The organism is Bradyrhizobium sp. CCBAU 25360 (assembly GCF_028128695.1).
GTDB lineage: Bacteria > Pseudomonadota > Alphaproteobacteria > Rhizobiales > Xanthobacteraceae > Bradyrhizobium > Bradyrhizobium ottawaense.
Genome location: NZ_LBJA01000001.1, coordinates 706892 through 731778, shown reverse-complemented (window position 1 = coordinate 731778; position 24887 = coordinate 706892). Strand labels below are relative to the sequence as shown.

The following is a 24887-nucleotide window of genomic DNA, read 5'->3' as shown; positions in this document are numbered from 1 at the left end:
CTGCAATCGTTCGAACAAGGGGAACCAATCATGACCAGCCCATTCCGGCGCGCCGAACGCAGGTCTGCGCCACCCGGATCCGTTGAATATGATGCCGACGTGCTGGTGCTCGGAGGCGGCCCCGCGGGCACCTGGGCGGCGGTGAGCGCGGCTGGGCGCGGTGCGCGCGTCGTACTCGCCGACAAGGGATTTTGTGGCACATCCGGTTCGACGGCGGCGGCCGGGACCGGCGTCTGGTATGTCGATCCGGACCCGGCGCAGCGCGAGGCGGCGATGGCCGGCCGCGAAAAGCTCGGCGGTTATCTGCAGGACCGCCGCTGGATGGCCCGCACACTCGATCTCACCTATCAGCAGAGCAATCGCCTGGCGGACTGGGGCTATCCCTATCCGATCGATGACCACGGCAGGTCGCAGCGCAACTCGCTGCAGGGCCCGGAATATATGCGCCTGATGCGCAAGCGGACTAAGCAGGCCGGCGTCACCATTCTCGATCACAGTCCGGCGCTCGAATTGTTGCTGGACGGCCGCGCGGTTGCCGGCGCGAGCGGCTTGCGGCGCCAGAAAGGCGACGGCTGGACGGTGCGCGCCAAGGCAGTCGTGATCGCAACGGGGGGCTGCGCATTCCTGAGCAAGACGCTGGGCTCGAACGTATTGACCGGCGATGGCTACCTGATGGCTGCGGAAGCAGGCGCCGAGTTCAGCAGCATGGAATTTTCTAACCCCTATGCGATCTCGCCGGCGTTCGGCTCGGTAACCAAGACGCTGTTCTATGGCTGGGCGACGTTCACCTATGATGACGGCAGCGTGGTGCCGGGTGCGGCATCCAAGGATCGGCGATCGCGCGCGCGCTTCTCGAGGGCCCGGTATATGCCAGACTCGACAAGGCCGACGCAGACGTGCAGCGGCACATGCGCGTCTCGCAGCCGAACTTTTTCCTGCCCTTCGATCGCACCGGCATCGACCCGTTCACCGATCGCTTTCCGGTGACCCTGCGGTTGGAAGGCACCGTCCGCGGCACCGGCGGTCTTCGCATCGTTGACGACACCTGCGCCACCAGTGTGGCGGGTCTCTATGCGGCGGGCGATGCCGCCACTCGTGAACTGATCTGCGGCGGCTTCACTGGCGGCGGTAGCCACAACGCAGCCTGGGCGATGTCGTCGGGGACGCTGGCGGGGAGGGGCGCCGCTGATTACGCAAGACAAGCCGGTACGACCGGCCGGCAAAAGCTGTCGTCGGCGGGAACGGTCGGCTTTCGCCGCCGCGGGCAGCACGCGTTCGAACCTGCTGCGCTGAAGAAGATTGTCCAGGACGGGGTGTTTCCGTATGAGCTGAACTATTTCCGCGAGGCGTCCCGGCTGGATGGCGCGCTGGCGCGCCTTGACGCCGGATGGCGTAACGCCTCCGAAGCAGATGCGGCCGACACGTCCGAGCTATTGCGCGCACGGGAAAGCGCGGCGATGCTGGCGACCGCAAGGTGGATGTATCGCAGCGCGCTGGCGCGTCAGGAAAGCCGCGGCATGCATCGCCGCGACGATTTCCCCGATCAGGATCACCGGCAGCGCCACTACGTGACGACGGGCGGCCTTGACGAGGTCTGGACCTCGACCAGGCCACACGCGGAGACTGCTTATGCGGAGGCAGCAGAATGATCGAAATCATCGACGCCGAGCGTTGCACGTCCTGCGACATATGCGTAAATGTGTGCCCGACCAACGTGTTCGACAAGACTAGCGGAATCCCCGTTGTTGCACGACAGAGCGACTGCCAGACGTGCTTTCTCTGCGAGCTCTATTGTCCTGAGGATGCGCTCTACGTCTCGCCTTTCGCGGATGGTACCCAGCCGGTCGATGTCGCCGCGCTGAAGCAGGCGAACGGGATGGGCACCTATCGTCGGGCTGTCGGATGGACCAGCGACACGAAAGATCGCCGAAGCGCCGATCGCAGCTTCCTGCTTTTCGGTCATTAGGCCTACTCAACCCATGAGCTGCCGGTGCTTCGGAAGCGTAGCCACCGGAGCGGACCTCAGCGGGCGAGCTGGCGACGCGCTCGTCGGGACCGTCGACGAACGAGCGCACCCTAACGCAATATCGCGAGATCAAGGGGACCATGTGATGTGTACCTGCTGCACGATCTCGGACGAGACACTTACCTCGGTTGGGCTGCTTCGGCGATCGGCCCGGCTCAACTTGGCCTATACCAACTCGGCCGACGACGTTCATCCGCCGAGCGGAGCTGAATTGACCATCTTCTGCAGATAGAACGTCCATCAGGACAGTGGTCGCGGCAGCGGCGCCATTTCCGAGTCGAGGATTAGTCGACCGTCGAGTCGACCATCCAATCGCTTCACGTATTCTGAAGCTTCCTCCATATGCGCTTTCATGAGCGCGCGCACGCGCTCGCTGTCGCGCGCGCGGGCGGCCTTGGCGATCTCCGTGTGAATCTTGACGTTGGCGCATCCAAATCGCGTGTGCTCTTCGGGAGGCGTCTGGGTGCTGAAGACAACCAGCCGACGGAGCATCTCGTTGATCAGCTCGCATGCAAAGCGCAGGAAGGGATTGGGGTTTGCAGCGGCCAAAATGTCGTGAAAGTCGAGATCGGCCTGGCGTTGACGAACCAGAAGAGACGGCTCCTGCGAGGCCGGCTGACACGTCTGAATGTTCTGCTCTAGCGCGTCGAGCTGCTCATTCGACAGAAATGGCACCGAGCCGGCAGCCAGTTCGGGCTCCAGCAAGCGTCGCGCCGCATAGATGTCCTCCATGCTGACTTCTTTGAAGAACAGGTAGTTCTGCAACAGCTGAAAGGTGCGCTCGAGCGGGACCTCCATGATCGTCGCCCCGCCGGTCGGGCCGGTGCTGATCGTGATCAGTCCCTGCACCTCGAGGGACTTAAGCGCCTCGCGGATCGTGCTCTTGCTGACCGAAAACAGCCGCTGAAGCTCCTTCTCCATGGGAAGTTTGTCGCCCGGACGAAGGTTCTTCTGGGTGATCAGCTGCTTGATCTCTTCGGTAACGAGATCGGCTCGCTTTTGAATTTTCAGCCGGCCCCGCGGCCGCGGCAATTTTTCCAATTCGATCGTCATTCCCCCGAATTCTCCAAAGTTACCAACGGGTTCCAGGGTCAGGTCCGGGCGAACCAGTCGCGGGCCCAGGGAAAGAACCGACTCGTCGATTGACACTTCTCCCATGATAGGCATATTCATGCAAATCCGGTTTATCATGATAAATAGAATAGACCGGTCAAATAAGAAGGGAGCGAGCATGGCAATCGGGCAGAACATCCCGGAAATTTGGGCGGCCATTCACACGCCCTTCGATGCCTCCGGTGCCATCGACGAGGCCGGAGTCCGCCGGAACCTCCGCCACTACATCGCGACCGGATTGGCGGGCGTGTTCTGCAATGGGCTGATCGGCGAAGTCTGGTCGCTCACGCTGCAGGAGAGAAAGCGTGTCATCGAGGTCATTGCGGACGAGGCGTGGGGGCGCCTTGGGATTTCCGTGGTGATCTCCGGTCCCTCGGTGGAGGAAACCATCGATCTCGGCGAGCACGCGCGTCGGCTTGGCGTCAGCCACGCCGTGCTGATGGTCCCAACCTCGGGGCCGCGATCGCCTGCGCAGCAGTTCGCGTATCTGCACCACGTCTGCGTCCGCTTGGAGATGCCGATCGTCATCTTCAACGCGCGAACCGCCGCAGGCAGCCCATTGGATGCCGGAGTTTTCACCCAGCTCTGTTCGCTGCCCAATCTCAAGCTCCTGAAGACGACAGGCAATGCAGCCGAGAACGCGGCGCTTCGCCAGGCTGCGCGAAACGGCGTGCTGGTGTCAGACCCGCTGGAAGAGAACTTCTTCGCCAACATGCAGGCCGAGGGTCAGTCGATCCTTTATGCCGACCCCGAGCCCTACCTCTATCAACGCGGCGAGTTTCGCCCGATCGCGGAATACGTGGCTCTGTTGGCGGCTGGACGGACGGAAGAAGCAGTACGCATCTGTGCTTCACTCGCGCCACAACGGATCATCTTCAACAAGTGGATTATGGACCCGCTGAAGCGCGGTCACATGCCGAACGCGGCGGTCAAGCACTGGTGCGATTTAATCGGCCTTGCCGGCGGCGCCGTGCGCTCGCCGGTCACACCGCTGTCCGCTGCTGAAAAGCGGGAGCTGGAAGCCGATCTCATCGCATGTGGTGCGCCCGGCCTGTTGTCCGCCGGCGAACGAATTTCGTCGTGACGTGCTGATTGCAATCTTCAACGGAGAGGAACATGACTTTGAGGCCTGTCGACCGTCGCTCGGTGCTCCAGATGCTGGCCGCTGCCAGCTCCGCACCATTCGTCCTCAAGAGTACCGTTGCCCATGCGGAGACGCCGCTCACCGTTGGAGTTCTCTACTCCGGCTCCAAGCAGGATTACGGCTTTAACCAGTCCCACGCGCAGGCGGCCGCGGCGCTGAAGAAGCTGCCCGGCATCAAGGTGATCGAGGAGGAGCGCGTTCCGGAAACGATCGCGGCCCAGCGCAGCATGGAAGGCATGATCCGTCAGGACGGCGCTCAACTCATCCTGGCGACGTCCTTTGGTTATTTCAAGCCGCACGTTCTGGAGATGGCGGCCAAGTACCCGGACGTCACCTTCGCTCACACCGGCGGCGTGTGGACAGCGGGCATGCCCGAGAACATCGGCACGTTCTACGCCTACATCTTCGAGGCGCAGTACATTTCCGGAATCGTCGCTGGTCACATGACGAAGAGCAAGAAGCTCGGCCTCGTTGCTGCGAAGCCGACACCCAATCTTCTGCGCAGCATCAACGCGTTCGCGATTGGCGCGCGCTCGGTCGATCCGGCGATTCAGGTGCAGGTCATCTTCACTGGCGACTGGGTGCTTCCTGTGCGCGAGGCGGAAGCGACGAACACGTTGGTCGACCAGGGGGCCGACGTCATCGCCGCCCAGGTCGATAGCCCCAAGGTCGTGATCGAGACGGCGGAGAAGCGCGGCGTCATGTCGTGCGGCTACCACTCGAGCCAGGCCGATGTGGCTCCCAACGGCTATCTCACGGGGGCCGAGTGGAACTGGATCACGCCTTACCTCGTCTATGCCGGCAGCGTGCGTGGCGGCAAGAAGCCGGAGCATTATCTCCGTGCCGGGCTTGGCGATCATTTCGTCAAGAACAGTCCGTTCGGGAAACTCGTTACGCCCGAGGCGCGCGCGGCGGCCGAGACGGCGCGGGCAGACCTCATCGGCGGCACGCGCGTGATCTACAGCGGCCCGCTCAAGGACAACAAGGGCAACGTCGTCATCCCTGCAGGAACCACGCAGAGCAGCAGCGACCGTGTGCTGGACGGCATCAATTATCTCGTCGAAGGCATCATTGGCCAAGTCTAGGAGGTGCCCTTGTCTTCGATCTCCGGAATCGAACCCGTGCCATCGAGTCAGCCAGTAACCGCAGCCCACCTCGGTTTGGCCTTGCCTGTGCTGGCGGTGCTGCTTGCGTCGGCCATCTTCGCGGCATTCGTCGCCTTGTACGGACAGAACCCCATTACCGTGTTCGGTCTGATCGTCCAGGGCGGCTTCGGCAGCAGCTTCGCCTGGCAGGATACCTTGTCGCGCGCCGCTCCTCTTGTCCTCGTGGGGCTCGCCGTCGCGATCCCCGCGCAAGCGGGGCTGGTGATTATCGGCGGCGAGGGGGCCTTGGTGCTGGGCGGGCTCGCAGGTGCCGTTGTGACGTTGCCGTTCGCGGGGGCGCACGCGCTTCCCATGCAACTCCTCATGTTGCTGGCCGGCGCCTTGATCGGAGGACTCTGGTTCGGTCTGGCGGGCGTGCTCCGCCAGTACCGCGGCCTCAACGAAACGATCTCGAGTCTGCTGCTGTCCTATATCGGGATCGCAATCTTTCATCATCTGACGGAAGGTCTGCTCCGCGATCCGGCAAGCCTCGACAAGCCATCGACCCACCCGATCGATACGTCCCACATGCTGCCGGTGATGCCCGGTGTCGGCGTTCACGCGGGGCTTGCCATCAGCCTATCGCTGGCGATCGCCGCGCATGTCGTGCTCCGCTACACCCGGTGGGGCTTTGCGCTGCGGGTGGTCGGCGGAAGTGCCCGGGTGGCGAAGATGATGGGCCTTGCCGTCAATCGCTGGATCATCGGTGCCTCGGTCGTGGCAGGCGGTATGGCGGGAGTTGCCGGCGCGATTGAAGTGGCGGCCGTGCAAGGGACGGCCAACTCCTCACTCATCGTCGGCTATGGCTATAGCGGAATCCTCGTCGCGTTCCTGGCGCGACACCAGCCGCTTGCGATTGTCACCGTCGCGCTGCTGATCGGGGGCATGCAGGCGAGCGCCAGTCTGCTGCAACGGCGCCTCGGACTTCCCGATGCGACAATGCTGGTGTTTCAGGGCCTGATTTTCGTCTGCGTCCTCGTCGCGGACGCAATTGCGCAACAACTCCGAGAAACGACGCGGAGGTAGAGGCATGGACGGTACATCAATCGGCTGGCTTGCGCTGCCGCTCGCGATCCTGGGTGGTGCGATCCGTGTGTCGACACCCTTCATTTTCGTGAGCATCGGTGAACTGATCACCGAGAAATCGGGCCGTATCAATCTGGGCCTCGAAGGCACTCTGATGCTCGGTGCAATGGCGGGATACGCGATCTCCTACCTCTCCGGCTCGCCCTGGCTCGGCGTGCTTTCGGCCGGACTTGCCGGAATGGCATTCGGGCTGCTGCATGGCCTTTTGTGCAGTGTGAAACGCGTCAATGACACCGCGATCGGCATCAGCCTGATCGTGCTGGGAACGGGCCTCGCGTTCTTCCTGGGCAAACCCTTGATCGAGCCCAAAGCGCCGCCGCTTCCCTCGATCGCACTCGGATTCTGGTCGAGCGTACCGCAGGTGCGAGCTGCGCTGGACGTCAACGCACTGTTCTTCGTCGGAATTGCATTGGCTTTTGCGGTCTACGTCTTCCTGAACAGGACCGGCTGGGGGCTGATGCTGCGCACGGTGGGAGACAGCGAGGATGCGGCACGCGCGCTTGGGTTTCCCGTATTGCGGGTGCGCATCATAGCGACCATGGCGGGCGGCTTTCTCGCGGGCATCGGCGGCAGCTTCCCATCGCTTTCGTATCCGGGGAGCTGGAGCGAAGGCCTGTCGAGTGGCCAAGGCATCATGGCGGTCGCGCTCGTCATCTTTGCGCGCTGGCGTTCGGTCAACGCGTTGGGCGCATCGCTGCTGTTCGGCGGGGCGGGCGCTCTCGGTCCTGCGCTCCAGGGCATCGGCGTGACCGGCTATTATTACCTGTTCAACGCGGCGCCCTACATCCTGACGCTGGCGATCATGGTGGCGTCGACCTCGCGCGCCGCTCCGTTCGCCGATGCGCCGGGCGAGCTCAAGCTGCACCGGTGAGAAGCGCCGTGATGAGAATTCATCCTCGGAGGAACGTCCGATGACAGCTCCGCAAGTCGAGCTCAAGAACATGACGAAGCGTTTCGGAGCGAATCTCGCTTTGAACAACGTGTCGCTACTGATCCGCTCCGGCACCGTCCATGCGCTGCTCGGGGAGAATGGCGCTGGGAAGAGCACGTTGGTCAAATGCCTCGTGGGCTTTTATCATCCGGACGAGGGTCACATCCAGGTGGATGGGCGCGAGCACCGGCTAAACTCGCCGAAGGATGCCGATGCGCTCGGCATCGGCATGGTGTATCAGCATTTCACTCTCGTGCCGTCGATGACCGTGGCGCAGAATCTGGTCGTCAGCGGTACGAGATTGCCGGCCTATATCAACTGGCAAAGCGAGCTGAGGCGGCTGGGCGAAGTCACGAGGAAACTTCCGTTTCACGTGCCGCTCGACGTGCGCGTCTCCCAGCTCTCTGCGGGCGAGAAGCAGAAGGCTGAGATCGTCAAGCAGCTCTATCTGGGGCGAAAGCTACTCGTCCTCGACGAGCCGACGTCGGTGCTGACGCCTGCCGAGGCCGATGAAGTGCTTGGCCACGTTCGCAGTCTGACACGGACGGGCGAACTCAGCGCAATCCTGATCAGCCACAAGTTTCACGAGGTCCGCCGGTTCGCCGACGACGTGACAGTGCTGCGGCGCGGCGCGTCAGTGCGAACGGGGGCCGTCGCCGATTTGACTGATGACGCTCTGGCAGAAGCTATGATCGGAGAGCCCGTCAGCAAGATGGTGCAGCACGCGCTGAAATTACCTCCAAAGCCCAAGGTTGTCCTCTCCATCAGGGACCTCTGCGCGAACGGGGACAATGGTCTTCCGGCCGTGAAGGGTCTCTCGCTCGAGGTGCGAGCAGGCGAGATCGTCGGGATTGCCGGGGTATCCGGAAATGGACAGTTGGAGTTGGTCGAGGCCCTGATGGGGCAGCGGGATCGCAGCGGTACGATGACCGTGTCCGGCTCGCCGTTCAACGGTACGCGACAGGAAATTGCTCGCCTCGGCGTCTATGGACTGCCGCAAGAGCCCCTGAAGAACGCCTGCATCGATCGCATGTCGCTGGCCGAGAACCTTGCCCTGCGTAATTTCGATCGGGTGCCGCTCTGCCGTGGTATCGCAATGAACTACGGCGCGCTCGCCCAGCAGGCCGAGAGGCTGGTCGCACAATTTCGTGTCAAGGCCCCTGGCCTGAACGCAAGCATGAGCGCGCTGTCCGGTGGCAACGTGCAACGGGCCGTACTGGCGCGGGAGCTCACGCAGGACGTTCGCTTGCTGGTCGCGTCCAATCCAACGTTCGGGCTTGATTTCGTTGCGTGCGAAGAAACGTACCGCCGGATCGTCGAGGCACGAAATCGCGGAACCGCCGTGCTGCTCATCTCGGAGGATCTCGACGAGTTGCTTGGTTTGGTCGACAGGGTCCTCGTCATGAGCGCGGGTCGCATCGTCCATGAAGTGTCAGCCGAGGGCGCCGACAAGCGCGTGATCGGCAAATACATGGCGGGAATGAAAGCGGCCTGACTTTAGGTGCGCGTCTGATCAAAATCTAGAAGGAGACGTTCGTGGTCACGCAGATCAATCATTTCATCGATGGCAAGCAAGTCACGGGTGGCAGCGAACGCAGCTCGCCGGTCTTCAATCCGGCAACGGGCGAGCAGACGGGCCGTGTTGTCGCCGCCAACGCGGCTGTGGTGGCGGACGCGGTATCCGCCGCGAACAGGGCGGCCCAGGCTTGGGCCGGCACGACCCCTCTACGTCGTGCGCGCGTCCTCAATCGATTTCTGCGGATTCTCGAGGATCGCGCAAGTCAGCTCGCCGACGTGATCGTCTCCGAGCATGGCAAGGTTCACTCCGACGCTCTCGGGGAAGTTCAGCGCGGAATGGAGGTTGTCGAGTTTGCCACGGCCGCTCCACAGCTCCTCAAGGGCGAGCTCACGGAGAATGTCGGAACCCGCGTCGACAGCTATTCTACCCGCCAACCGCTCGGTGTTGTCGCCGGGATAACGCCCTTCAATTTCCCGGTCATGGTTCCGATGTGGATGTTCCCGGTCGCTCTCGCCTGCGGAAATGCGTTCATTCTGAAGCCATCTGAGCGCGACCCGTCGGCGTCGCTCGTCATGGCTGAGTGGTTGAAGGAAGCCGGTCTGCCGGACGGTGTGTTCAACGTCGTGCAAGGCGACAAGGAAGCCGTCGATGCGCTGCTGCATCACCCCGATATTTCGGCGATCAGCTTCGTGGGCTCCACACCCATCGCGCAGTACATCTATTCGACGGCCGCAAATACCGGGAAGCGCTGCCAGGCACTCGGTGGCGCCAAGAACCACATGATCGTGATGCCCGATGCCGACATGGATCAGGCGGTCGATGCGTTGATGGGAGCGGCCTACGGCTCCGCCGGCGAACGCTGCATGGCAATCTCGGTTGCCGTGCCGGTCGGCGAGGGGACCGCAGACAGGCTGATCTCCGCACTCGAACCCAAGGTCCGAGGCCTGAAGGTCGGGCCGGGTACCGACCGCGAAGCGGAGATGGGGCCTCTCGTCACGAGGCAGCACCTGGAGAAGGTCCGGAGCTATATCGATGCCGGTGTCGCCGAGGGCGCAAAGTTGCTGGTCGACGGACGCAAGTTCAGGATGCAGGGCTACGAGAATGGTTTCTTCGTGGGCGGAAGCCTGTTCGACCACGTCAAGCCGAACATGAAGATCTATACGGAAGAGATCTTCGGACCGGTGCTGTCAGTCGTTCGAGCGCCGGACTACGCGACAGCCGCTCGCATGATCAATGAACACGAATTTGGCAATGGTACCGCCATCTTCACGCGTGATGGCGATGCCGCGCGTGAATTCGCCCATCAGATCAAGGTCGGAATGGTCGGCATCAACGTTCCGATTCCGGTGCCGATGGCCTTTCACTCCTTCGGTGGATGGAAAGCATCGATTTTCGGCGACCACCACATGCACGGCCCTGAAGGCGTCCGCTTCAACACGCGAATGAAGACCGTGACCAGCCGCTGGCCGACTGGAATGCGAGCAGGTGCTGAATTTGTCATGCCAACCATGTCATGACGGCGTCTCGAAGCTGCATGTTTCTGTTTCTCCCAAACTGCGAGGGCCCTCGGCCCTCATTCTTTTTCGGTCCATTTTGTCGGCCGCAGTCTAAGAGAAATGATCTAAGTCTGCGCAGACAGTTGTGCAAGCGCAGTGCCGACATGAGTGCGAGTTTCTCCAAATTGCTTACTCGCTCGAACATGGCGAAGCTGAAGTTTCGGTACGGGCGCGATGTCGCATTGTACAAACTACGGAATTGGCGCACCCGGCACCGCTTTGAAGGTCTGACCGCTGGCTTCGCAGCAACTTAACTTGCCCTTCGACCGTTTTCGATGGGCTTCGCCCCGATGCGCTATCCTCCTGGTTCAGCCCCAAGCGATTGTAGACGCTCGCGTAAGGGCGATATTCACGCGGACAATCGCACCGTCGCGCACCCGATTGCCGCATGTGAACGATGCCGCTGATGATGCGCCGATCGTCGTCCCGCTCCGGCCCCGACAGCATCGTCGGCAGATGAGGTTCGATGCGCGCCCATTGCTTGTTGTTCAGCCAAAACAGACCCTCACGCATTTTCTCGCCCCGGATCAACCACACAGGTCAAAGAATCACGTGATGCTGATCAGGTACAGACCCGAGCACGTTTATGAACAACTACTGAATGGCGGCGGGCAACATGGTAAGTTCATCGTTCCCTACAGCCACGATCTTATCAACCGAAAACCCGTTGAATCGCGCCATATCCGTATAGGCGCCCACATTCTGGAATTCAATCCAATCGCCTTCGCTCAAATCGCGTGGCAGTGAATACGAGAATCCAAGCCTGTCCATGCTGTCGCAAGTTGGGCCAAAGATGATGAAGTCCTGCCACTCCTCAGTCTGGATCGGCTGTCCCCCACGCCAAGCGCGGGTTGGGAGCAGAAAACATTGTCGGGAAGGTGAGAGCCCGCTGTAGATGCCCGCGCCGCAGTAAAGCGCCTCGCCTTTTCTTAAGATCACGCGGCTAAACAAAGAGATGCTATCATGAACCAGTGCTCGTCCGGGCTCACACAACAGTTCAACACGCTTAAGTGCATCCGTTCCGCGCACCAGTTTCGTGATCTCGGAGAGCATGCGCAAGGGAGAGTGATAGGGGACGTTCAGATAATGGCCGGGAAAGCCGCCACCGATATCGAGCGCTATGGGGGCCGGAGAAGCAGCTTCTATCAGGTGGACGGCCGCCCGTATGCCATCCAGATAGGGATCGACAACGATCGTTTGGGAACCTGGGTGAAAGGACAATCCCGTGGTCCAGCGCGATTGCGCGTTGACGAGATCCAGCAGACGGCTGGCTTCGGCGGGCGAGGCACCAAACTTGCCGTTTAAGTCTAAGATGGCGCACGTCCTGCTACACTTGAACCGGACGTAGATTCGTATTTCCGGATCATGCGACGGCAAGACTTCGTGGAGCTTCCGCAGCTCGGCTTCGCAATCGATGACATAGTCGCGAACCCCGAGATCGCGGAACGTCCGTTCGATATCGCGACGAGATTTCACTGGATTCATGAACCATGAACGGGCCCCGGAAATAGTGGAATGGACAAGGTGGGCCTCGGCAAGCGACGCCACGTCGAATCCGGCCACTCCGGCGCGAGAGACCGCTTGAAGAATTTGGGGCAACGGATTCGCCTTGACCGCATACAGCACGCGTCCTGAGAAATGCTCGGTGAATTCGCGCGTGACGGATGCAAGCCGCCCCTCATTGAGCGTATAGAAGGCGTCAACTTCTGCCCTTTCCAATGACCTTACCAAGCTCATCTTGGACCATTCCTCTCGCGCCAGGCGCGGAGTAGCCAGCGCCGTTGTTGCCTGCTGCGAGAGCAATGACTATGCCAGCGCTCCTCGCGCATTAAACCGCCTGGTTACACTTTGAAACAGTTTGCCATGCGCAACGGCGCGCGATGTCTTGAATCTTACAGCTTTTGTACACGGCTGTGAAAAACCAGACAAAGATCGAGGAGTCGACTCATCCCTATCGTGCATCGCGGCCTTAATCTTTGGTTGAAAATTCGCTCTGGCCTAAGACAAGGACCAGGCTATAAACCGGGGCAGCGGGCTCAGTTTGAGGCCAACTAGACCAAGGTAGGACTAAATTGATCCGCCGAGTGGGGCCGGCTGCGGGTGGGGAGAGCCGAATGGATACCCACAATAATGTGCCTCTGACGCCGAAAGGTCGAGAGGCAATGGTGCGGAGTGTGCGCGAAGGCGGCTCTTGCCCTTGGTGCGGACTCGATATGGCGCGCGCGGCGCGCGGACATCATCTGGGGTCGAAAGACAACACCGATTCAGAGCTCGGGCGGTAGATGTGCTGCCGGCATTCTCTGAGCTACAACGCTATCCTTTCAAGCGCAGGCATCTCGTGCGCTGCGCGCCAACAAAACACCGATCATCCAAAACCCGATCAGCGACGCCGAGCGCGATCGCTGGCGTGTCCGCGGGGCTTCATGGACACGACAAAGATTCTAATGGGCCCACGTACAGGTTCACGGCTGCGCCGTAGTGATCCAGGTTTTGAGAGTGGGTCGCGCGAACCCGCTGGTGGTTCATGCGGAGCACAAGGTGCTCCACATAGTTGATCGAAATGTCCTAGATCATTTCGGGAAATAAGATGTGGTCCACCATTCCCTGTTTTGCCCTGTCAAACAGCTCCTTCACCCCGGGCGAGTGATGATGCTCCTGAAAATTAGACTGATTTCTTTTCGCGGGCGAGTGACGCCCGCGTAAAATGGGCGACGTGCCTCGCGAAGGCGGCCGACTCTCCCTTCGTCGTTGGGTGCACACAAGACGGCATTACCTCGTTGCGTTATCGTAACGATGCGTATGACACACGGATTATGTTCTGCCTGGAGCCGTGCTGGGGACGGCTCACGCTAGGGTTCGGCGTGCCGGATCCGAGTGGCATACGCTTCGAACCGGCGCTGATGCAACGAGGCCGATGCATAGCGTGGCCCTTGAACTAGCAGCCCGCGATGCTGGCGTCCTTCTCAAGACCCGCGTCGCAGTCGACGAGGCCGGATTGACGTGGGAGATCATGGTGCGAAATGACGGCATCGCGAGCGTGGAGGTTGGCGACCTCTATTTGCCTATGCCGATGAACACCGAATTTCCGGCAGGACAACCGCTATCGGTGGCTGTTTTGAAGCACAGCTTCGTCTCGGGGCATGGATCGCATATCTTCTGGATTCGCGGCAACAGCACCGGTCCCTTCCTCAAGCCCTTACCGGAAGCGGACACCTCACTGGAATATTGAAATGTCCATAAGGAGTCGGCCGAAGCCAGTGGGACGTGGTGCGCCTACACTTAGCCGGGGCGGCCGCCGGCGAGGCAGGGGCGGGCGGGACTCGCTGGCGCCAGCCAGCTCGGTTACCTCGCGACCAAGAATGCCGAGCATCCTGATGTGGCGGAAGTGGCGGCGCTCTCGATGGAGGTTGCGGCGTCACCCATGACCCCGCCTCTCCAGTTGGACCCGAACCAGCCGTTTGGCTGCCCGACGCGTCAACGGGAACACTGATCCTCCTGTCCGCGCTGCCGGAGTTTGAGACCGTTCATCCGATTGATCGCAAGTTTCGGACTGCCGACCGTTGGGCAGACGGATGCTGACGGTCGCGAGCTGGTTGTCTCCGACGGCACGGGCGAGCTGTATGTCCGTTTGCGCGACGAGCAAGCCGCGCGCCGCCCCGCCGCACTCGTGCCGCTCGACAGCATGAGCGAACTGCGGGCCGAGGTAGCGCCACACTTCGTGCGTCGCCTCGCTGGCCAGCGCACCTGTCTTCGGGCGTCGCTGCGGTCTCGTGCCGGTGGAGGAGCCATCCACAGCATCAAGCGCGGACATTGGCTGGCAATCTTTAAAGCACTCGCCCGCTACGGCAACACCGCCCTTGCCTTATCCGGGCGGGGTTTCGTTCATTTCGTTTGATCCTTTTGAAGCTGGCACAGAAGCTTTCGCGTCCGAAAGCCGATATGAGAGGTAGAAGAGTATATCTTTGGAAGGGGGCGCGGAGCTCGCGCCGGGACTGCCGTTGTTGAAACGATACCGACAAAGTTGGTCGGATTGTCGTGCTTGAAACCAAGTTCAGATGCTTCTCGCTCTCGAGCGACTGGAGAGTCCATCTGCTTTGATTGGCCCGCCTCTTGCAAAGTTCAGGCAAGTCGCAGACCCGATCTCCAATGTGAGTCTTTGAGACCAATCCGGCGCTTCGCAGCTTCGGTCCAGTTCGCAAGAGCTTGGCCGGCCGACCCAGCCCAAGACATGCCCCTAAATAAGTCGCTCCTCCTCGCCGCATCACTCTCCATGACTTGCTTGTTCTCCTCGGCGTTTCCCCATACCTTAGTGGCCAGCGTGCCGGCAGGTGATCCTTTTCTTTGGCTCGAGAGGAGGAAGGCGCCGCGCGCATTGAGGTGGGCTCGCAAAGAGACGCGTAAGACACTAGTGACGCTACAATCGGATTGGCGCTATCGGCGCTTCCACCGGGACGCGCTCACCATCAGAAAGGCCCGAGACGACATCCCGAAGATTTCCTTGGGATGGCGCGGCCTAGACAATTTCACCCAAGACAAGAAGCACGTGCGCGGCATCTGGCGTCGTACCACGCTTGATAGCTATCGCACCGAGGAGCCGCAATGGGAAACTATTCTAGACGTGGACGCGTTGGCTGCGAAGGAGAAGAAGAATTGGGTTTTTAACCACACAAACACCAGATGCCTGCCGCCCGAAGAACGGCTGTGCTTAGTCAAACTTTTCGATGGCGAAAAGGAAGCTGCAATTGTACGCGAATTTGACCAAGATACGAAGGCCTTCGTCAAAACCGGCTTCAATCTTCCTGAGGGAAAGCAGGATGTCGAATGGGTAGACCGCGACACTATTCTGGTTGCGCGAGATTGGGGCAAAGGGACCATGACACGTGCCGGTCATCCCTTCGTCTTGAAGGAGGTCAAGCGCTCTCAGCCGCTCGCGCAAGCACGCGAGGTCTTTCGCGGCAAACGGACTGATTATAGGGTTGAGCCATTCGTGGTGCGAGACAGTGAGGGCGCGGTCCATGCGACCGGCGCCATACGAGTCAATAGCCGTTACGAGCGGGAGTATATACTCCTGGGACCCAAAGGACCAATCAAGCTCCCTCTGCCCAAGTGCGCGGAGATCGGCGGCATCACAGGTGGCCGCCTGCTCATTAAACTTGATAAAGACCTTGATGAAGATTGGACGCCGTTCGGTGGCGCCGGCTTCAGGGCCGGCTCGATAATCTCGTATGATTTGGCGGAATGGAAGCGGGATCCGCTGCATGCCAGGCCCTCGCTTGTCTTTCAGCCCGGGCCTCGACAGGAACTCAGCGGCTTCCTCATCAGCAAGAGCTTGTTGATACTCACAGTCCTTGACAATCTTCAGGGCAAGGCATTCACCTACAAGTATGACCGCGGCACTTGGCGGGTCACGTCGATCCCACTTCCAGAAAATGCGAATGTCGGCCTGTTAACCGCTTCCGATACTTCCGATCGAGTAGTGTTCACCGTCTCCAACTACCTCAAGCCCACGTCACTCTGGTACTTTGACGCCGAGACCGAACACCTTGAGTCCTTGAAGGTCGCGCGTGAAAGCTTCAACGCGTCTGGACATGTTGTTGAGCAACTCGAGGCGACCTCGCGCGACGGAACGCGTATTCCTTACTTTTTGGTGAGGCCCCGTCACGCCGGTCTTGACGGTTCAATTCCTACTCTTCTCTATGGCTATGGGGGCTTTGGGCATCCCCTCCTGCCGTCTTATGATGGGGTCATGGGACGACTCTGGCTCGAAAAGGGCAACGCATATGTCGTCGCGAACCTGCGCGGCGGCGGCGGGCTGGGGCCGCACTGGCACGAGGCTGCCCAGGGAGCATCGAAGCAGCGCACATGGGAGGATTTCATCGCAGTTGCGGAGGACCTGATCAGGCGGAAGGTCACAAGTCCGCGGCGGCTGGGAGTGGTCGGCGCCAGCCAAGGAGGCCTGCTGGTGGGAACCGCGCTGACCCGGCGCCCCGATCTCTTCAATGCAGCGATCGCGCGGGTACCGTTGTTCGACATGCTTCGGTTCACCAAGCTGACATTGGGCGCGCTCTGGAGGGGTGAATATGGCGATCCCGCCATTCCCGACCAACGTGAATGGATCAAGCGTTACTCGCCTTATCAGAAGTTAGTGCCAGGCAGAACCTACCCGGCTCCGTTCATTCTCAGCGCGACCAACGACAACGTCGTGCATCCAGCGCACGGCCGCAAGGCAGCCGCGAGGCTGCGTGCGCTTAGTCAGACGTATTTCTACTATGAGGATTTCAAGGGCGGACATTGGCCCGCCACTCCTATCGAAAATGCTCGCCAGGATGCGCTCATGTACATCTATGCACATCGGCGGCTTGTCGATGGTGGTTGAACTGGAGCACGATCAGGTCGTCAGTACGTTACTTTCACGAACGCTGGCCGTGGGAGACGCCGCTCAATCCGGTCCTGGAGTCGGTGCAAGGGCCGTCGCCAAGATCATGTCGGTCATCATCATCACCGTGACCGGCCTGACGCTCGCCTTCGGCGACGCGTCCGGCGGCTTCCGCCGGCTGATCCAGATCGTTTCGGCCTCTCGATCGCGTTTGCTGCATCGAGCCCTTCCTGACCTTCTTCAGCTTCTCCGGCGGAGCCTTAGTGTAATGGCCGGAATAGTCGATCCAGAAGTGCCGGGCTTCTTCGCGCCGGTCCATCGCGCGCTCACCGATCCGATCCTGATGGGCGGGCGCCCCGCACCGTGGCGATCGCCGGAAGCGAACAACACTTCCGCAGTACGCTATTCATCTTTCATGTTTGTCTTTAGCGAACATGGCTGATCGACCTGGCGCCTCGGCAAGCGATTCTCAACTGCGCTCCAGCGCTTGGTGCCCTTGCTTAAGAGAGCCTCAACCAATCCTTTCCAAATCGGCCAGGCACTTTTCGAGGTTGCCCTTGGCTTCGTTCAAAAGCCTTCTCGTTTCGCCCAGTCGCTTGAAATCAGGTTTCACCGGGCCTGCACCCACCGCGCTCAGGTGATGGCAAACAGTCGTGAGATCGTTCGACATGTCCTCGAGAACGAAAGCTATATTTTCGAGAGGCACCAGCTCCGAAAAAAAGGTCTTGGATACGGTGTCGTCCTGGCCGGTAGGTCCCTCAAACTTCACCTCGACGAGCGGGACTAGGACATCGCGATTGTCCCGCGCAGCTCTGCCCATACTCATGACTAGCGAGCTGAATGTCGTTGAGATATATGTGAGCCGGTCGACCAGGGCGCTTCCATACAACATGACGGCGTCGGGATCACTTTGCGCCTCATCCGGCTTCGAAGCACTGAGATCTTCATTCGACATGTTCGCTCTCCTCTCCCTGCAGATGCAACATCCCGACGGGGAATGAGGCGGATTTGGGACTGTTCATCGGCTCTATAGTGTAGGAGCCGTGAGCTTCAGCCTTTTTTGGCTGCACGACACTGACGGAAAAGGCTTGGTAGGAGCTTTTTGTCCTGGCCTTCATATATCCGGGTGCGGCAGGTGCCGGGCCGTGAAAATGGAGCAGATAGTCCTCCATTGCTCGCCGGACGCCGACAGCGCTCGCGTTGAGCGAGCCAGCTATGTTGGCGGGCAACGAGCCATGCATTGCCAGATCAATAAAGGTACGAAGAACCGCGTCTGCATCCGCCGGTACATGGATCGGGTGGGCGGCTGCTGGAAACTTGTCTCGCACGAGATGGGTTGACCGGCCACGCTCCTCGGCTTCGCGCTTTTCGCGCCTTTCTAACTCAAGCAAGCCGTCACGCGTCAGGGCGAAATGAGCGAACTTGCCCTGTGTTGTTCGCTCCACGAAACGAGCATTCGTCATGAGGCGGAGAATGCGGCTGAGATTGGCATCTCTAAGAGATAACCTCTTGGCGATCGCCGCCTTCTCCATCTGCCCCGACTGTGTGTCACGCAGCAACCGAAGTATCTCAATGACGTGCTGACGATGCATGACCTCGCTCGGCCGTGCGAGCTTGGAGGTATTTATCGACATCTGCAGAAGATCGTAGAATGCTCTGAAGCGTTCCGCATAGGCTGCATTCCTTGGCTTAAGCGTTGCGCTCGTCCGACGTAAGATATCGAACCATTCCCGCAGCTCAGGGTCACGCCGGCGGCTTTCAAGGGCGTTCCAAACCCACGCGCCCAGTGTCGCATAGAGGCGCTCCAAGCTTGTTTCGGACCCCTCTTTGAGGAATTCCGAAATGACGCACCTTGCCTCGTTCGCCGTCGCTTCGCCCGACTCAATCTTTTCCAATGCTGCGTCCGACATGGGCTAGCCCTACATCACAACCGTTAAGAACGTTTTACAACGCTTTACTCTGATTTTAGTCCCGGAATCTAGGTGTCAAGAGCCCCATTTGTAGGCAGCCCAAACGGTTTTTTGACCGAGTTCCTTGGCTGAAACCGAGTTAGGTTCTTTCAATAAAGGTAAAATAGTACCTATTCTGTGATCCTTGAAGACGGTTTGGGTTGGATGCTGCACCACGAAGCTGCGGGTGCCGAACCTCACCTCAACTTGAGCCGCGGTGGTTTGGTGGCCCTGCATTGTGCGGTCGTTCCCCATCGAGGGGACCAGCATCACGTCGACGTCGAGCTCGCCGAAGGGCGTCTCGCACATGTCACAGAAGTCCAGGCAAATGGCGATCCCAATCAAAGCGCCCTCGGTGGCAAGGACACATACCCGGTCACCCGCAGTGATGTTTTCCGTGCCCCAGCCATCGTCGGCGTACGGGGCGATCTTGTCGTAGATCAGGCGCTCCTCTCCATAACCGTCGTAGATCCGAGCCCGGTTCACGATGCCATGGTCGGTCGTCTCGTGCCAGGTTCCTGGAATGAGAATTTCGGGAGCTTCGAGCTCGTCCGCAACGTCGCGGTCTCGAATGAGTTTAACGATGTTCTCGCGCAATTCCGGCGAGACGGTGAGCTCCGGCCACACAACAGCGATGCAGTTCTCCTTGAGAGCCTGAGTAATCTGCTCCGAAATGGCCTCACCGGCTGACGGCGCCTCGACGGCCGCGACAATGAAACGCTTATCGCCTCCTATGGAAACAAATTCTGGCTTGATCTCTAGCTCCTTGAACAGGCAGGCACCCATCGTCCATTTGCTCGCGTCCGGTGCGGTACTACGCAAGGTGCGAGTATCTACGACATGGACAGGATAGCCCTGAATCAGCGCGGGCAGAATCCTGTGAAAGAGCAGGCCACGCTTCGAGTAGGCCTGCCCCCTTCGAGCCGGACGCAATGCGCTCACGCCCTGCCGCGGAATGAGCCAGCATCCAAGCTGCTCGAGGTGCCACTCACTCGGTGCGATCGGCCACTGAGACCGCCGCTCAGCAAGGATCCGATCGATTTCCCGTATGAGGCCGCCCATCCTTAACGCTGTTAGTTCAGGCGTCTCATTGGACAAGGACCACGAGAGATGGCCATCTCCTATTGAATGGGTGAAGCTCTCTCGTGCCTGCTCGATCCGCCTTTCTGTAAGATTTCGGTAGGCCTTGTGCACGCTTCCCGGGGCTTTCCGAAACAGCGTGTCGAGCTCGAACAGAGCTTTCCTGAGATCATCCCGACTGGCATTCGTGATCAGCTCCTGCCGCCCGGCAAGCTCCCACGCTTCCTTCTTCCAGGCATCAAAGGCTGACGTTTCGGCTCGGCTGTTCACGGGCCCAGGCAAAATCTTTGTCCAAATCACACCAGCAATATGTTCCATCGATAGCGTGCGCCCACGATTTTGCAATCGGCTCGACATTGTTGCTCACACTTCTTGGCCCGTGCCGTACGACCATCACGAAACACGCTTACCAAGACGTGGGGAGGCCGCGCGGAAAACCTGCGCGAAATGCGACGGGCGCAACGAAAAGCTGCATTGTTGTCACGATGCTATTGACGAACCCGTGCGGACTGTTTTTCTATCTGAGCGGGCGATCCGCGCGTCGACGCGGACGGGGGCGTTCATATGTGGAAATTCAGCCGAGCCGCGGCTTATGTTGCGATTTGCTTCGCCATGGGCGGGTGCACCAGTCTATATCATATTCATGATCCGCAGACAGGCGTGATCACGGCCGGTGAGCTGCCTTACTTCCTCAAGTCGATCCGATGTGAGGTCGTGACCTTCTACCAAATCGAACGAGAGAGACGGAAGGCATACCTGAAGATCTACAAGACGCGGCCTGAAGAGGCGTTCGACAGGTACGCCCATTTCGACATCGACCCTTTCCTATATGGTACCTTCTTCCTGGAGTTGAAGGTGACTGATACGGGCGGCTTCGGATCCGGTACGGCATTTGACTACAGGCGGATACTGAGCGCGACCAGCAACGAGGTGACCCATGTGGGTCCCACCGCTTCAGCCCAGGACACCTATGACCTGATCTGGTCGTTCCTTCTGAAGCAGAATGCCCAGCTTGCGTCCGATACCACCCCGCAGGCGGCGAGTCCTGCATCGTACGAACGCGGCTGCTACCGCGGAGCGCCTGCCGACCTGGTCGAGCTGGAGGGCTTGGCCGAGAACAAGTATCCGGAGAGAACCGCCTATAAGCGCATTATTGTAGATGCTTCCAAGCCACTAGCGGCCTGGTTGCGGGACAATGCCATTCTCATCGCCGCCAACGATCTGACTCCTGCCATGCCCACGGAGAGAGCGGAGCCGGCGCAGATGACGTACACGTTTTCGATCCAGGTCACCGGCGGACTGGAAGCAAAGTACTCTCTCACTTCGTCGCGTTGGACGCCCGCTGCGGTCCAAGCATCTGCCTCCGCTCAGCAGTTCAGCAATCTCGGAATCTACATCAATGGTCCGAATGCGGTCCTGGCTAATGGAGCCAGATCCGGCTCGGCCGGTTATGCGGAGAAGACGCCACCGCTCGGATCGAAGGAGAATCCCATCTACACGACTCCCTTGCCGGGAGGAGAGAAGTCGCAGGAATTCCCCGGAGGTGCCGCGGCCGGTCGCCCATCGGGCGCCGGACCTCGCACCAAAGGCTTTATATTGGCGCCGGTGCCTGTGTTCCCCCCGACCCCAACTCCGACGCAGTAGGAAAATGTTTCCCATCTGGTTGCCCAGACTCGTTCTGCTGCTCGTGTGCTTGTTCTGCTGGGGTGCGAATGCACAGCCTGCGCTTCCTTCAGGTGTGTCCGAAATTGAACTGTACGGCACGGTCATCCGTGGCTCGAAATGGGAAATCAAGGAAATCCCGGTCTGCTGGGAGAACCTGCAACCAAAAGATCACAGATATGCCGACTTAGTTCGAAAAGCCGTTGCCGAGACTTGGGAGGCCGCGGCGCAAGGTGGCGTGTGGTTTTCGAAGACTTGGCCACCGTGTACCGATGGCGCGCCCGGTGTGCACGTGCGGATCGCTGACGAGGGCGCCCACACCGATGTCGTTGGCAAGTACCTCGACCGAAAGCCATCGGGCATGACTCTCAATTTCAGTTTCAATCATTGGAGCAAAGGCTGTCGAGATAGACGCGAGTTCTGCATTCGTGCAGTTGCAGTCCACGAATTCGGACATGCGCTTGGTTTCACACATGAACAGAACCGCGACGATGCGCCGGAGCAATGCCGCAACGAGAAAGCTTCTGGCTCGGTCGGCGATTATAAAGTCACTAAATACGACCCCAACTCCATAATGAACTATTGTAATCCAGCATGGAACGGAAACGGACAACTCAGCCCGCTCGATATTGCCGCTGTCAGAACATTCTATCCGTCCTGACACTCAGTCTCTTCGTATTCATGAGCGCTCCCGCGCAGGCGGATCGCGCGGCGGTGCAGATTGCTGCGCGGTACAACGTCAGGACGGTTCACGTCCAGTACGTTGGCGTCATGTACAACGATAAGCAGGAGGTCGGCGGCGGCTCCGGGCTGCTCATCGGCGATAGTCTCGTGCTGACCAATAGCCATGTGATCGGACGCGAGGAGAACTACAAGAGCTTTGAAGTCAATGCCCGCCTCGGGTCGCGCAATGCGAACCCGATCAAGGTCACTGCGGTTCACCGCGACGATGCCAGAGACCTGGCTCTTCTCGAACTGTCGCAGCCCGCCGGAAATAGCGGAGGCGCCTCTCGTTGTCCAATGCCGGTGATCGACGACAACCAGCAAGCCCCGATGGGGACTCAGCTCTATCTGCTCGGCTATCCCCTCGATCTGGATCTCAGCATTTCGAGCGGTCTGATAAGCAACCAAACTAGCCCGAATGGTCGCTGGCAGACCGACACGGTCATAAATGTCGGCAACAGCGGCGGGCCCGCGTTCAACGAGTTCGGCGCGCTGCTCGGGATCGCGGTCGGCGGCATCGTCAAGTGGAACGAGGCGCTGGTTTCTGGCGTCAACTTCATCATTCCCGCCACTGTCATTACTGCAAGTCCACTCTACAGCATGATCACGGCCATTCCCCAGCCGTCTGTTTGCTGGACGAAGTGGGTCGAGACAACGATCTCGTTTGAGAACTGGAGCAAGCTGAATTCCACGCATGTGCAGACGCAAGCCAATGCCGGCATGAAAATTCCCGAGATACTTGCCGGAGCGATCCACACGATTGTGCCCGAAGACCGGCGTCTCATCGTGAACGTACCAGTGTCGCAGCTCGTCGAGCCGAAGCAGATCGAGCGCTCGTATACGGTGGACAAAACCAAGGACGATCACCCGGTCGTATTTGCGAAGCATTCGGCCGACTATACCGAGACTTTCCCTGCTGAGCCCGGTTACCGCATCACAGGGTGCTCGTGGCACGTTGAGACCGCGAACGGTGCCAGCAATATCGCTTGCGCGATAAACGGCGCTGGGGCGCAGGCTCGCTTCACCTACAAGCTCACCAGCGGACCTGCCGTCGACAGGTACCGCGGATGGCTGGGCGCTACGGTCAACGTTTCTCAGATCCTTGCGAAGTAGGTGCCAAATAGATGGTCATGCTTGCATTGCCAATTTACGCTTCGAACCGGTTGCATCGGCTCGGTCAAGGTTTCCAGCAGGTGCGAGCAATGCTCGTAGTCCTGTTCTGCGCGCTTGCGGCCGGTTGCGCCCACCAGGGTCCAACTACGCATCCGGCAAAGCCGCATATCCACCAAGCCCCGCAGAAACATGGGAGCGCATTCAAGAAATACGCTTATCGCTATGGCCCCGGGTACTACCATCATGTCCGGCACTATCATGGCTATCGGCCATGGCGACCGACAACTGGTGAGGCGAGCCAGGAGGCACCTCCCGACAAGACCACCACCGGAGCCGAGGTGGTGGTCAACAAGCCAGTCATCAAGGGCCTGGTGCCGGTCTACTTCGCCACAAATCGCGTGGTGACGGGCGGACCACGTCTTGAATTGGGCCAGATCTCCTATGGTCGGGCCGCCACAAATACCTTTGGCTACGTGACCGTCAGCATTCCTATCGTTCACAAGATGGGCGAAGTGGAAACACCCGAGAGTTGGCTTGGAATACGCCAGGCGGAGGACGACCGGAAGCACTTCCGAATTCAGAAGCTAAATAGGCTCTCACGCGAAGAGTTTGCCGCCGCTATCGCCAATCCTGCCGACAGCCTGATGCTTTTCGTGCATGGCTACAACGTTGCTTTTTCCGACGCTGCATTCAAGGCCGCGCAGATCGCCTTCGACGCGAACTACAAAGGTCGCGTCATGATGTATTCGTGGCCGTCGAAGGGCGGAGTGAAGGACTACGATTACGACCGCGAGAGTGCTCTGTTCGCGCCGGACGGCTTGTTCGATCTTCTCCAGCTGATTAAGAAGGATGGAAAGGTCTCAAGGATCATCGTGATTGCGCATAGCCTCGGCAGCGAAGTTGTCCTGGGTGCCTTGCAACAAGCTGCTCTGAGCCAGACGACGCTCGGAATCACCGAGCTGATTTTTGCTGCGCCGGATGTCGATCGCGATCTCTATCTGAAGCGTGCGAGTCAGATCAAGGCAGCTGCGGGGGCGGTGACTCTATATGCCTCCTCGACGGATCTGGCATTGCTAGCCTCCATGAAGAAAGCGCAGTCCACTTCGCGAATGGGCTTTGTGACCGACAGCGGGCCAACGCTGGTCCCCGGTATCGAAACCATCGATGTTTCCGCGGTGGGCAGCGAAATGTTCGCTCTAAATCACAGTACGTACTCAACCAGCCGCGCCGTTCTCGATGACATAGGCCGGATTATTTCTTCCTCGACGCATCTTAAACCCCCGCAGCGGACCCCGACCTTGCGATCGATGCCCGACGATTCCAATACGACTTATTGGATGTATCCATACTGAATGGCTCTTTGGCCGTTCGCAGGCGTGTTTTTGGGCGACCAGTAAGAGAGCTAGCAGGTGCGGCCGCGTTCAGTGCGAACAAATGAGCGCGGCGAGCCGAAATGTTTTGTTG

At 59.8% G+C, this 24887-nt stretch carries 20 protein-coding genes and 3 pseudogenes; 17 read left to right on the top strand and 6 right to left on the bottom strand.

Annotated elements, in window-relative coordinates:
• The first annotated feature begins 30 nt into the window (after nt 1-30).
• Together XH81_RS38655 and XH81_RS03265 are read left to right on the top strand one after the other, a co-directional pair.
• Nucleotides 31-1649, top strand: a pseudogene (locus tag XH81_RS38655) (FAD-dependent oxidoreductase).
• Nucleotides 1646-1966 (top strand): 4Fe-4S dicluster domain-containing protein, encoded by a 321-nt coding sequence (locus tag XH81_RS03265; protein WP_271595738.1) that lies wholly within the window; start codon nt 1646-1648, stop codon nt 1964-1966. Before XH81_RS38655 ends, XH81_RS03265 begins: the two are co-directional and overlap by 4 nt.
• 300 nt (nt 1967-2266) lie before the next feature.
• Here XH81_RS03265 and XH81_RS03260 read toward each other — a convergent pair whose 3' ends face one another.
• Nucleotides 2267-3079, bottom strand: a complete 813-nt coding sequence (locus XH81_RS03260) for a FadR/GntR family transcriptional regulator (RefSeq protein WP_271595737.1) — start codon at nt 3077-3079, stop codon at nt 2267-2269.
• Between the two features lie 178 nt (nt 3080-3257).
• Here XH81_RS03260 and XH81_RS03255 point away from each other — a divergent pair, with 178 nt between their 5' ends.
• From XH81_RS03255 to XH81_RS03230, 6 genes are read left to right on the top strand one after another with little or no spacing between them, the layout of a single operon-like run.
• Entirely contained in the window at nt 3258-4223 is a 966-nt protein-coding gene (locus XH81_RS03255; RefSeq protein ID WP_271595736.1) for a dihydrodipicolinate synthase family protein, read from the top strand.
• 32 nt (nt 4224-4255) lie between these two features.
• A complete protein-coding gene (locus tag XH81_RS03250) occupies nt 4256-5368 on the top strand; it encodes a BMP family ABC transporter substrate-binding protein (protein ID WP_271595735.1) in 1113 nt (370 codons plus the stop codon).
• Nucleotides 5369-5377: 9 nt separating this feature from the next.
• On the top strand, nt 5378-6454 hold the full coding sequence (locus tag XH81_RS03245) for an ABC transporter permease (protein WP_271595734.1): 1077 nt from the start codon (nt 5378-5380) through the stop codon (nt 6452-6454).
• A 4-nt stretch (nt 6455-6458) separates the two neighbouring features.
• Entirely contained in the window at nt 6459-7385 is a 927-nt protein-coding gene (locus XH81_RS03240; RefSeq protein WP_271595733.1) for an ABC transporter permease, read from the top strand.
• A gap of 40 nt (nt 7386-7425) precedes the next feature.
• On the top strand, nt 7426-8940 hold the full coding sequence (locus tag XH81_RS03235) for an ABC transporter ATP-binding protein (protein ID WP_271595732.1): 1515 nt from the start codon (nt 7426-7428) through the stop codon (nt 8938-8940).
• A 41-nt stretch (nt 8941-8981) separates the two neighbouring features.
• The gene (locus XH81_RS03230) at nt 8982-10481 is read left to right on the top strand and encodes a CoA-acylating methylmalonate-semialdehyde dehydrogenase (protein ID WP_271595731.1); all 1500 of its coding nucleotides are present in this window, start codon (nt 8982-8984) and stop codon (nt 10479-10481) included.
• A gap of 357 nt (nt 10482-10838) precedes the next feature.
• Here the strand turns inward: XH81_RS03230 and XH81_RS03225 are convergent.
• Both XH81_RS03225 and XH81_RS03220 read right to left on the bottom strand, forming a co-directional pair.
• Nucleotides 10839-11033: pseudogene (locus XH81_RS03225) on the bottom strand (transposase); the annotation flags it as partial.
• A gap of 81 nt (nt 11034-11114) precedes the next feature.
• A complete protein-coding gene (locus XH81_RS03220; protein WP_271595730.1) occupies nt 11115-12257 on the bottom strand; it encodes an alanine racemase in 1143 nt (380 codons plus the stop codon).
• 1177 nt (nt 12258-13434) lie between these two features.
• On the opposite strand from XH81_RS03220, the gene XH81_RS03215 reads away from it, so the two are divergent.
• From XH81_RS03215 to XH81_RS03195, 5 genes and pseudogenes are all read left to right on the top strand, one after another.
• Complete coding sequence (locus tag XH81_RS03215; protein ID WP_271595729.1) at nt 13435-13749, top strand: hypothetical protein; 315 nt, start codon at nt 13435-13437, stop codon at nt 13747-13749.
• A gap of 303 nt (nt 13750-14052) precedes the next feature.
• Entirely contained in the window at nt 14053-14415 is a 363-nt protein-coding gene (locus tag XH81_RS03210) for a hypothetical protein (protein WP_271595728.1), read from the top strand.
• 333 nt (nt 14416-14748) lie between these two features.
• Nucleotides 14749-16896, top strand: a complete 2148-nt coding sequence (locus XH81_RS03205; protein ID WP_333913081.1) for a prolyl oligopeptidase family serine peptidase — start codon at nt 14749-14751, stop codon at nt 16894-16896.
• A 47-nt stretch (nt 16897-16943) separates the two neighbouring features.
• Nucleotides 16944-17165, top strand: a pseudogene (locus XH81_RS03200) (TrbC/VirB2 family protein); the annotation flags it as partial.
• A complete protein-coding gene (locus XH81_RS03195; RefSeq protein ID WP_271595726.1) occupies nt 17165-17338 on the top strand; it encodes a hypothetical protein in 174 nt (57 codons plus the stop codon). The pseudogene XH81_RS03200 and the gene XH81_RS03195, both read left to right, overlap by 1 nt.
• 69 nt (nt 17339-17407) lie before the next feature.
• On the opposite strand, the gene XH81_RS03190 is transcribed toward XH81_RS03195, so the two are convergent.
• The 3 genes from XH81_RS03190 to XH81_RS03180 all read right to left on the bottom strand — a co-directional run bounded on the left by XH81_RS03190 (nt 17408) and on the right by XH81_RS03180 (nt 20282).
• Complete coding sequence (locus XH81_RS03190) at nt 17408-17851, bottom strand: hypothetical protein (RefSeq protein WP_271595725.1); 444 nt, start codon at nt 17849-17851, stop codon at nt 17408-17410.
• Complete coding sequence (locus tag XH81_RS03185) at nt 17841-18806, bottom strand: helix-turn-helix domain-containing protein (protein WP_271595724.1); 966 nt, start codon at nt 18804-18806, stop codon at nt 17841-17843. Before XH81_RS03185 ends, XH81_RS03190 begins: the two co-directional genes overlap by 11 nt.
• Nucleotides 18807-18881: 75 nt before the next feature.
• Complete coding sequence (locus tag XH81_RS03180; RefSeq protein ID WP_271595723.1) at nt 18882-20282, bottom strand: hypothetical protein; 1401 nt, start codon at nt 20280-20282, stop codon at nt 18882-18884.
• A 207-nt stretch (nt 20283-20489) separates the two neighbouring features.
• On the opposite strand from XH81_RS03180, the gene XH81_RS03175 reads away from it, so the two are divergent.
• Genes XH81_RS03175 through XH81_RS03160 form a run of 4 tightly spaced genes read left to right on the top strand, consistent with a single transcriptional unit; the run spans nt 20490 to nt 24775 of the window.
• On the top strand, nt 20490-21569 hold the full coding sequence (locus tag XH81_RS03175) for a hypothetical protein (RefSeq protein ID WP_271595722.1): 1080 nt from the start codon (nt 20490-20492) through the stop codon (nt 21567-21569).
• A 4-nt stretch (nt 21570-21573) separates the two neighbouring features.
• Nucleotides 21574-22248 (top strand): M12 family metallopeptidase, encoded by a 675-nt coding sequence (locus XH81_RS03170; RefSeq protein ID WP_271595721.1) that lies wholly within the window; start codon nt 21574-21576, stop codon nt 22246-22248.
• A 20-nt stretch (nt 22249-22268) separates the two neighbouring features.
• Complete coding sequence (locus tag XH81_RS03165; RefSeq protein ID WP_271595720.1) at nt 22269-23423, top strand: S1 family peptidase; 1155 nt, start codon at nt 22269-22271, stop codon at nt 23421-23423.
• A gap of 11 nt (nt 23424-23434) precedes the next feature.
• Complete coding sequence (locus tag XH81_RS03160) at nt 23435-24775, top strand: alpha/beta hydrolase (RefSeq protein ID WP_271595719.1); 1341 nt, start codon at nt 23435-23437, stop codon at nt 24773-24775.
• The last annotated feature ends 112 nt before the right edge of the window (nt 24776-24887 follow it).

Excerpts from the sequence above, each read along its gene's own strand:
- XH81_RS03235 (WP_271595732.1), top strand. The coding sequence starts at position 7,426 with ATGACAGCTCCGCAAGTCGAGCTCAAGAACATGACGAAGCGTTTCGGA.
- XH81_RS03160 (WP_271595719.1), top strand. The coding sequence starts at position 23,435 with ATGGTCATGCTTGCATTGCCAATTTACGCTTCGAACCGGTTGCATCGG.
- XH81_RS03175 (WP_271595722.1), top strand. The coding sequence starts at position 20,490 with ATGTGGAAATTCAGCCGAGCCGCGGCTTATGTTGCGATTTGCTTCGCC.
- XH81_RS03195 (WP_271595726.1), top strand. The coding sequence starts at position 17,165 with ATGGCCGGAATAGTCGATCCAGAAGTGCCGGGCTTCTTCGCGCCGGTC.
- XH81_RS03240 (WP_271595733.1), top strand. The coding sequence starts at position 6,459 with ATGGACGGTACATCAATCGGCTGGCTTGCGCTGCCGCTCGCGATCCTG.
- XH81_RS03260 (WP_271595737.1), bottom strand. The coding sequence starts at position 3,079 with ATGACGATCGAATTGGAAAAATTGCCGCGGCCGCGGGGCCGGCTGAAA.
- XH81_RS03255 (WP_271595736.1), top strand. The coding sequence starts at position 3,258 with ATGGCAATCGGGCAGAACATCCCGGAAATTTGGGCGGCCATTCACACG.
- XH81_RS03165 (WP_271595720.1), top strand. The coding sequence starts at position 22,269 with ATGAGCGCTCCCGCGCAGGCGGATCGCGCGGCGGTGCAGATTGCTGCG.
- XH81_RS03170 (WP_271595721.1), top strand. The coding sequence starts at position 21,574 with ATGTTTCCCATCTGGTTGCCCAGACTCGTTCTGCTGCTCGTGTGCTTG.
- XH81_RS03185 (WP_271595724.1), bottom strand. The coding sequence starts at position 18,806 with ATGTCGGACGCAGCATTGGAAAAGATTGAGTCGGGCGAAGCGACGGCG.
- XH81_RS03190 (WP_271595725.1), bottom strand. The coding sequence starts at position 17,851 with ATGTCGAATGAAGATCTCAGTGCTTCGAAGCCGGATGAGGCGCAAAGT.
- XH81_RS03180 (WP_271595723.1), bottom strand. The coding sequence starts at position 20,282 with ATGTCGAGCCGATTGCAAAATCGTGGGCGCACGCTATCGATGGAACAT.
- XH81_RS03265 (WP_271595738.1), top strand. The coding sequence starts at position 1,646 with ATGATCGAAATCATCGACGCCGAGCGTTGCACGTCCTGCGACATATGC.
- XH81_RS03250 (WP_271595735.1), top strand. The coding sequence starts at position 4,256 with ATGACTTTGAGGCCTGTCGACCGTCGCTCGGTGCTCCAGATGCTGGCC.
- XH81_RS03220 (WP_271595730.1), bottom strand. The coding sequence starts at position 12,257 with ATGAGCTTGGTAAGGTCATTGGAAAGGGCAGAAGTTGACGCCTTCTAT.
- XH81_RS03205 (WP_333913081.1), top strand. The coding sequence starts at position 14,749 with ATGCCCCTAAATAAGTCGCTCCTCCTCGCCGCATCACTCTCCATGACT.
- XH81_RS03215 (WP_271595729.1), top strand. The coding sequence starts at position 13,435 with ATGCATAGCGTGGCCCTTGAACTAGCAGCCCGCGATGCTGGCGTCCTT.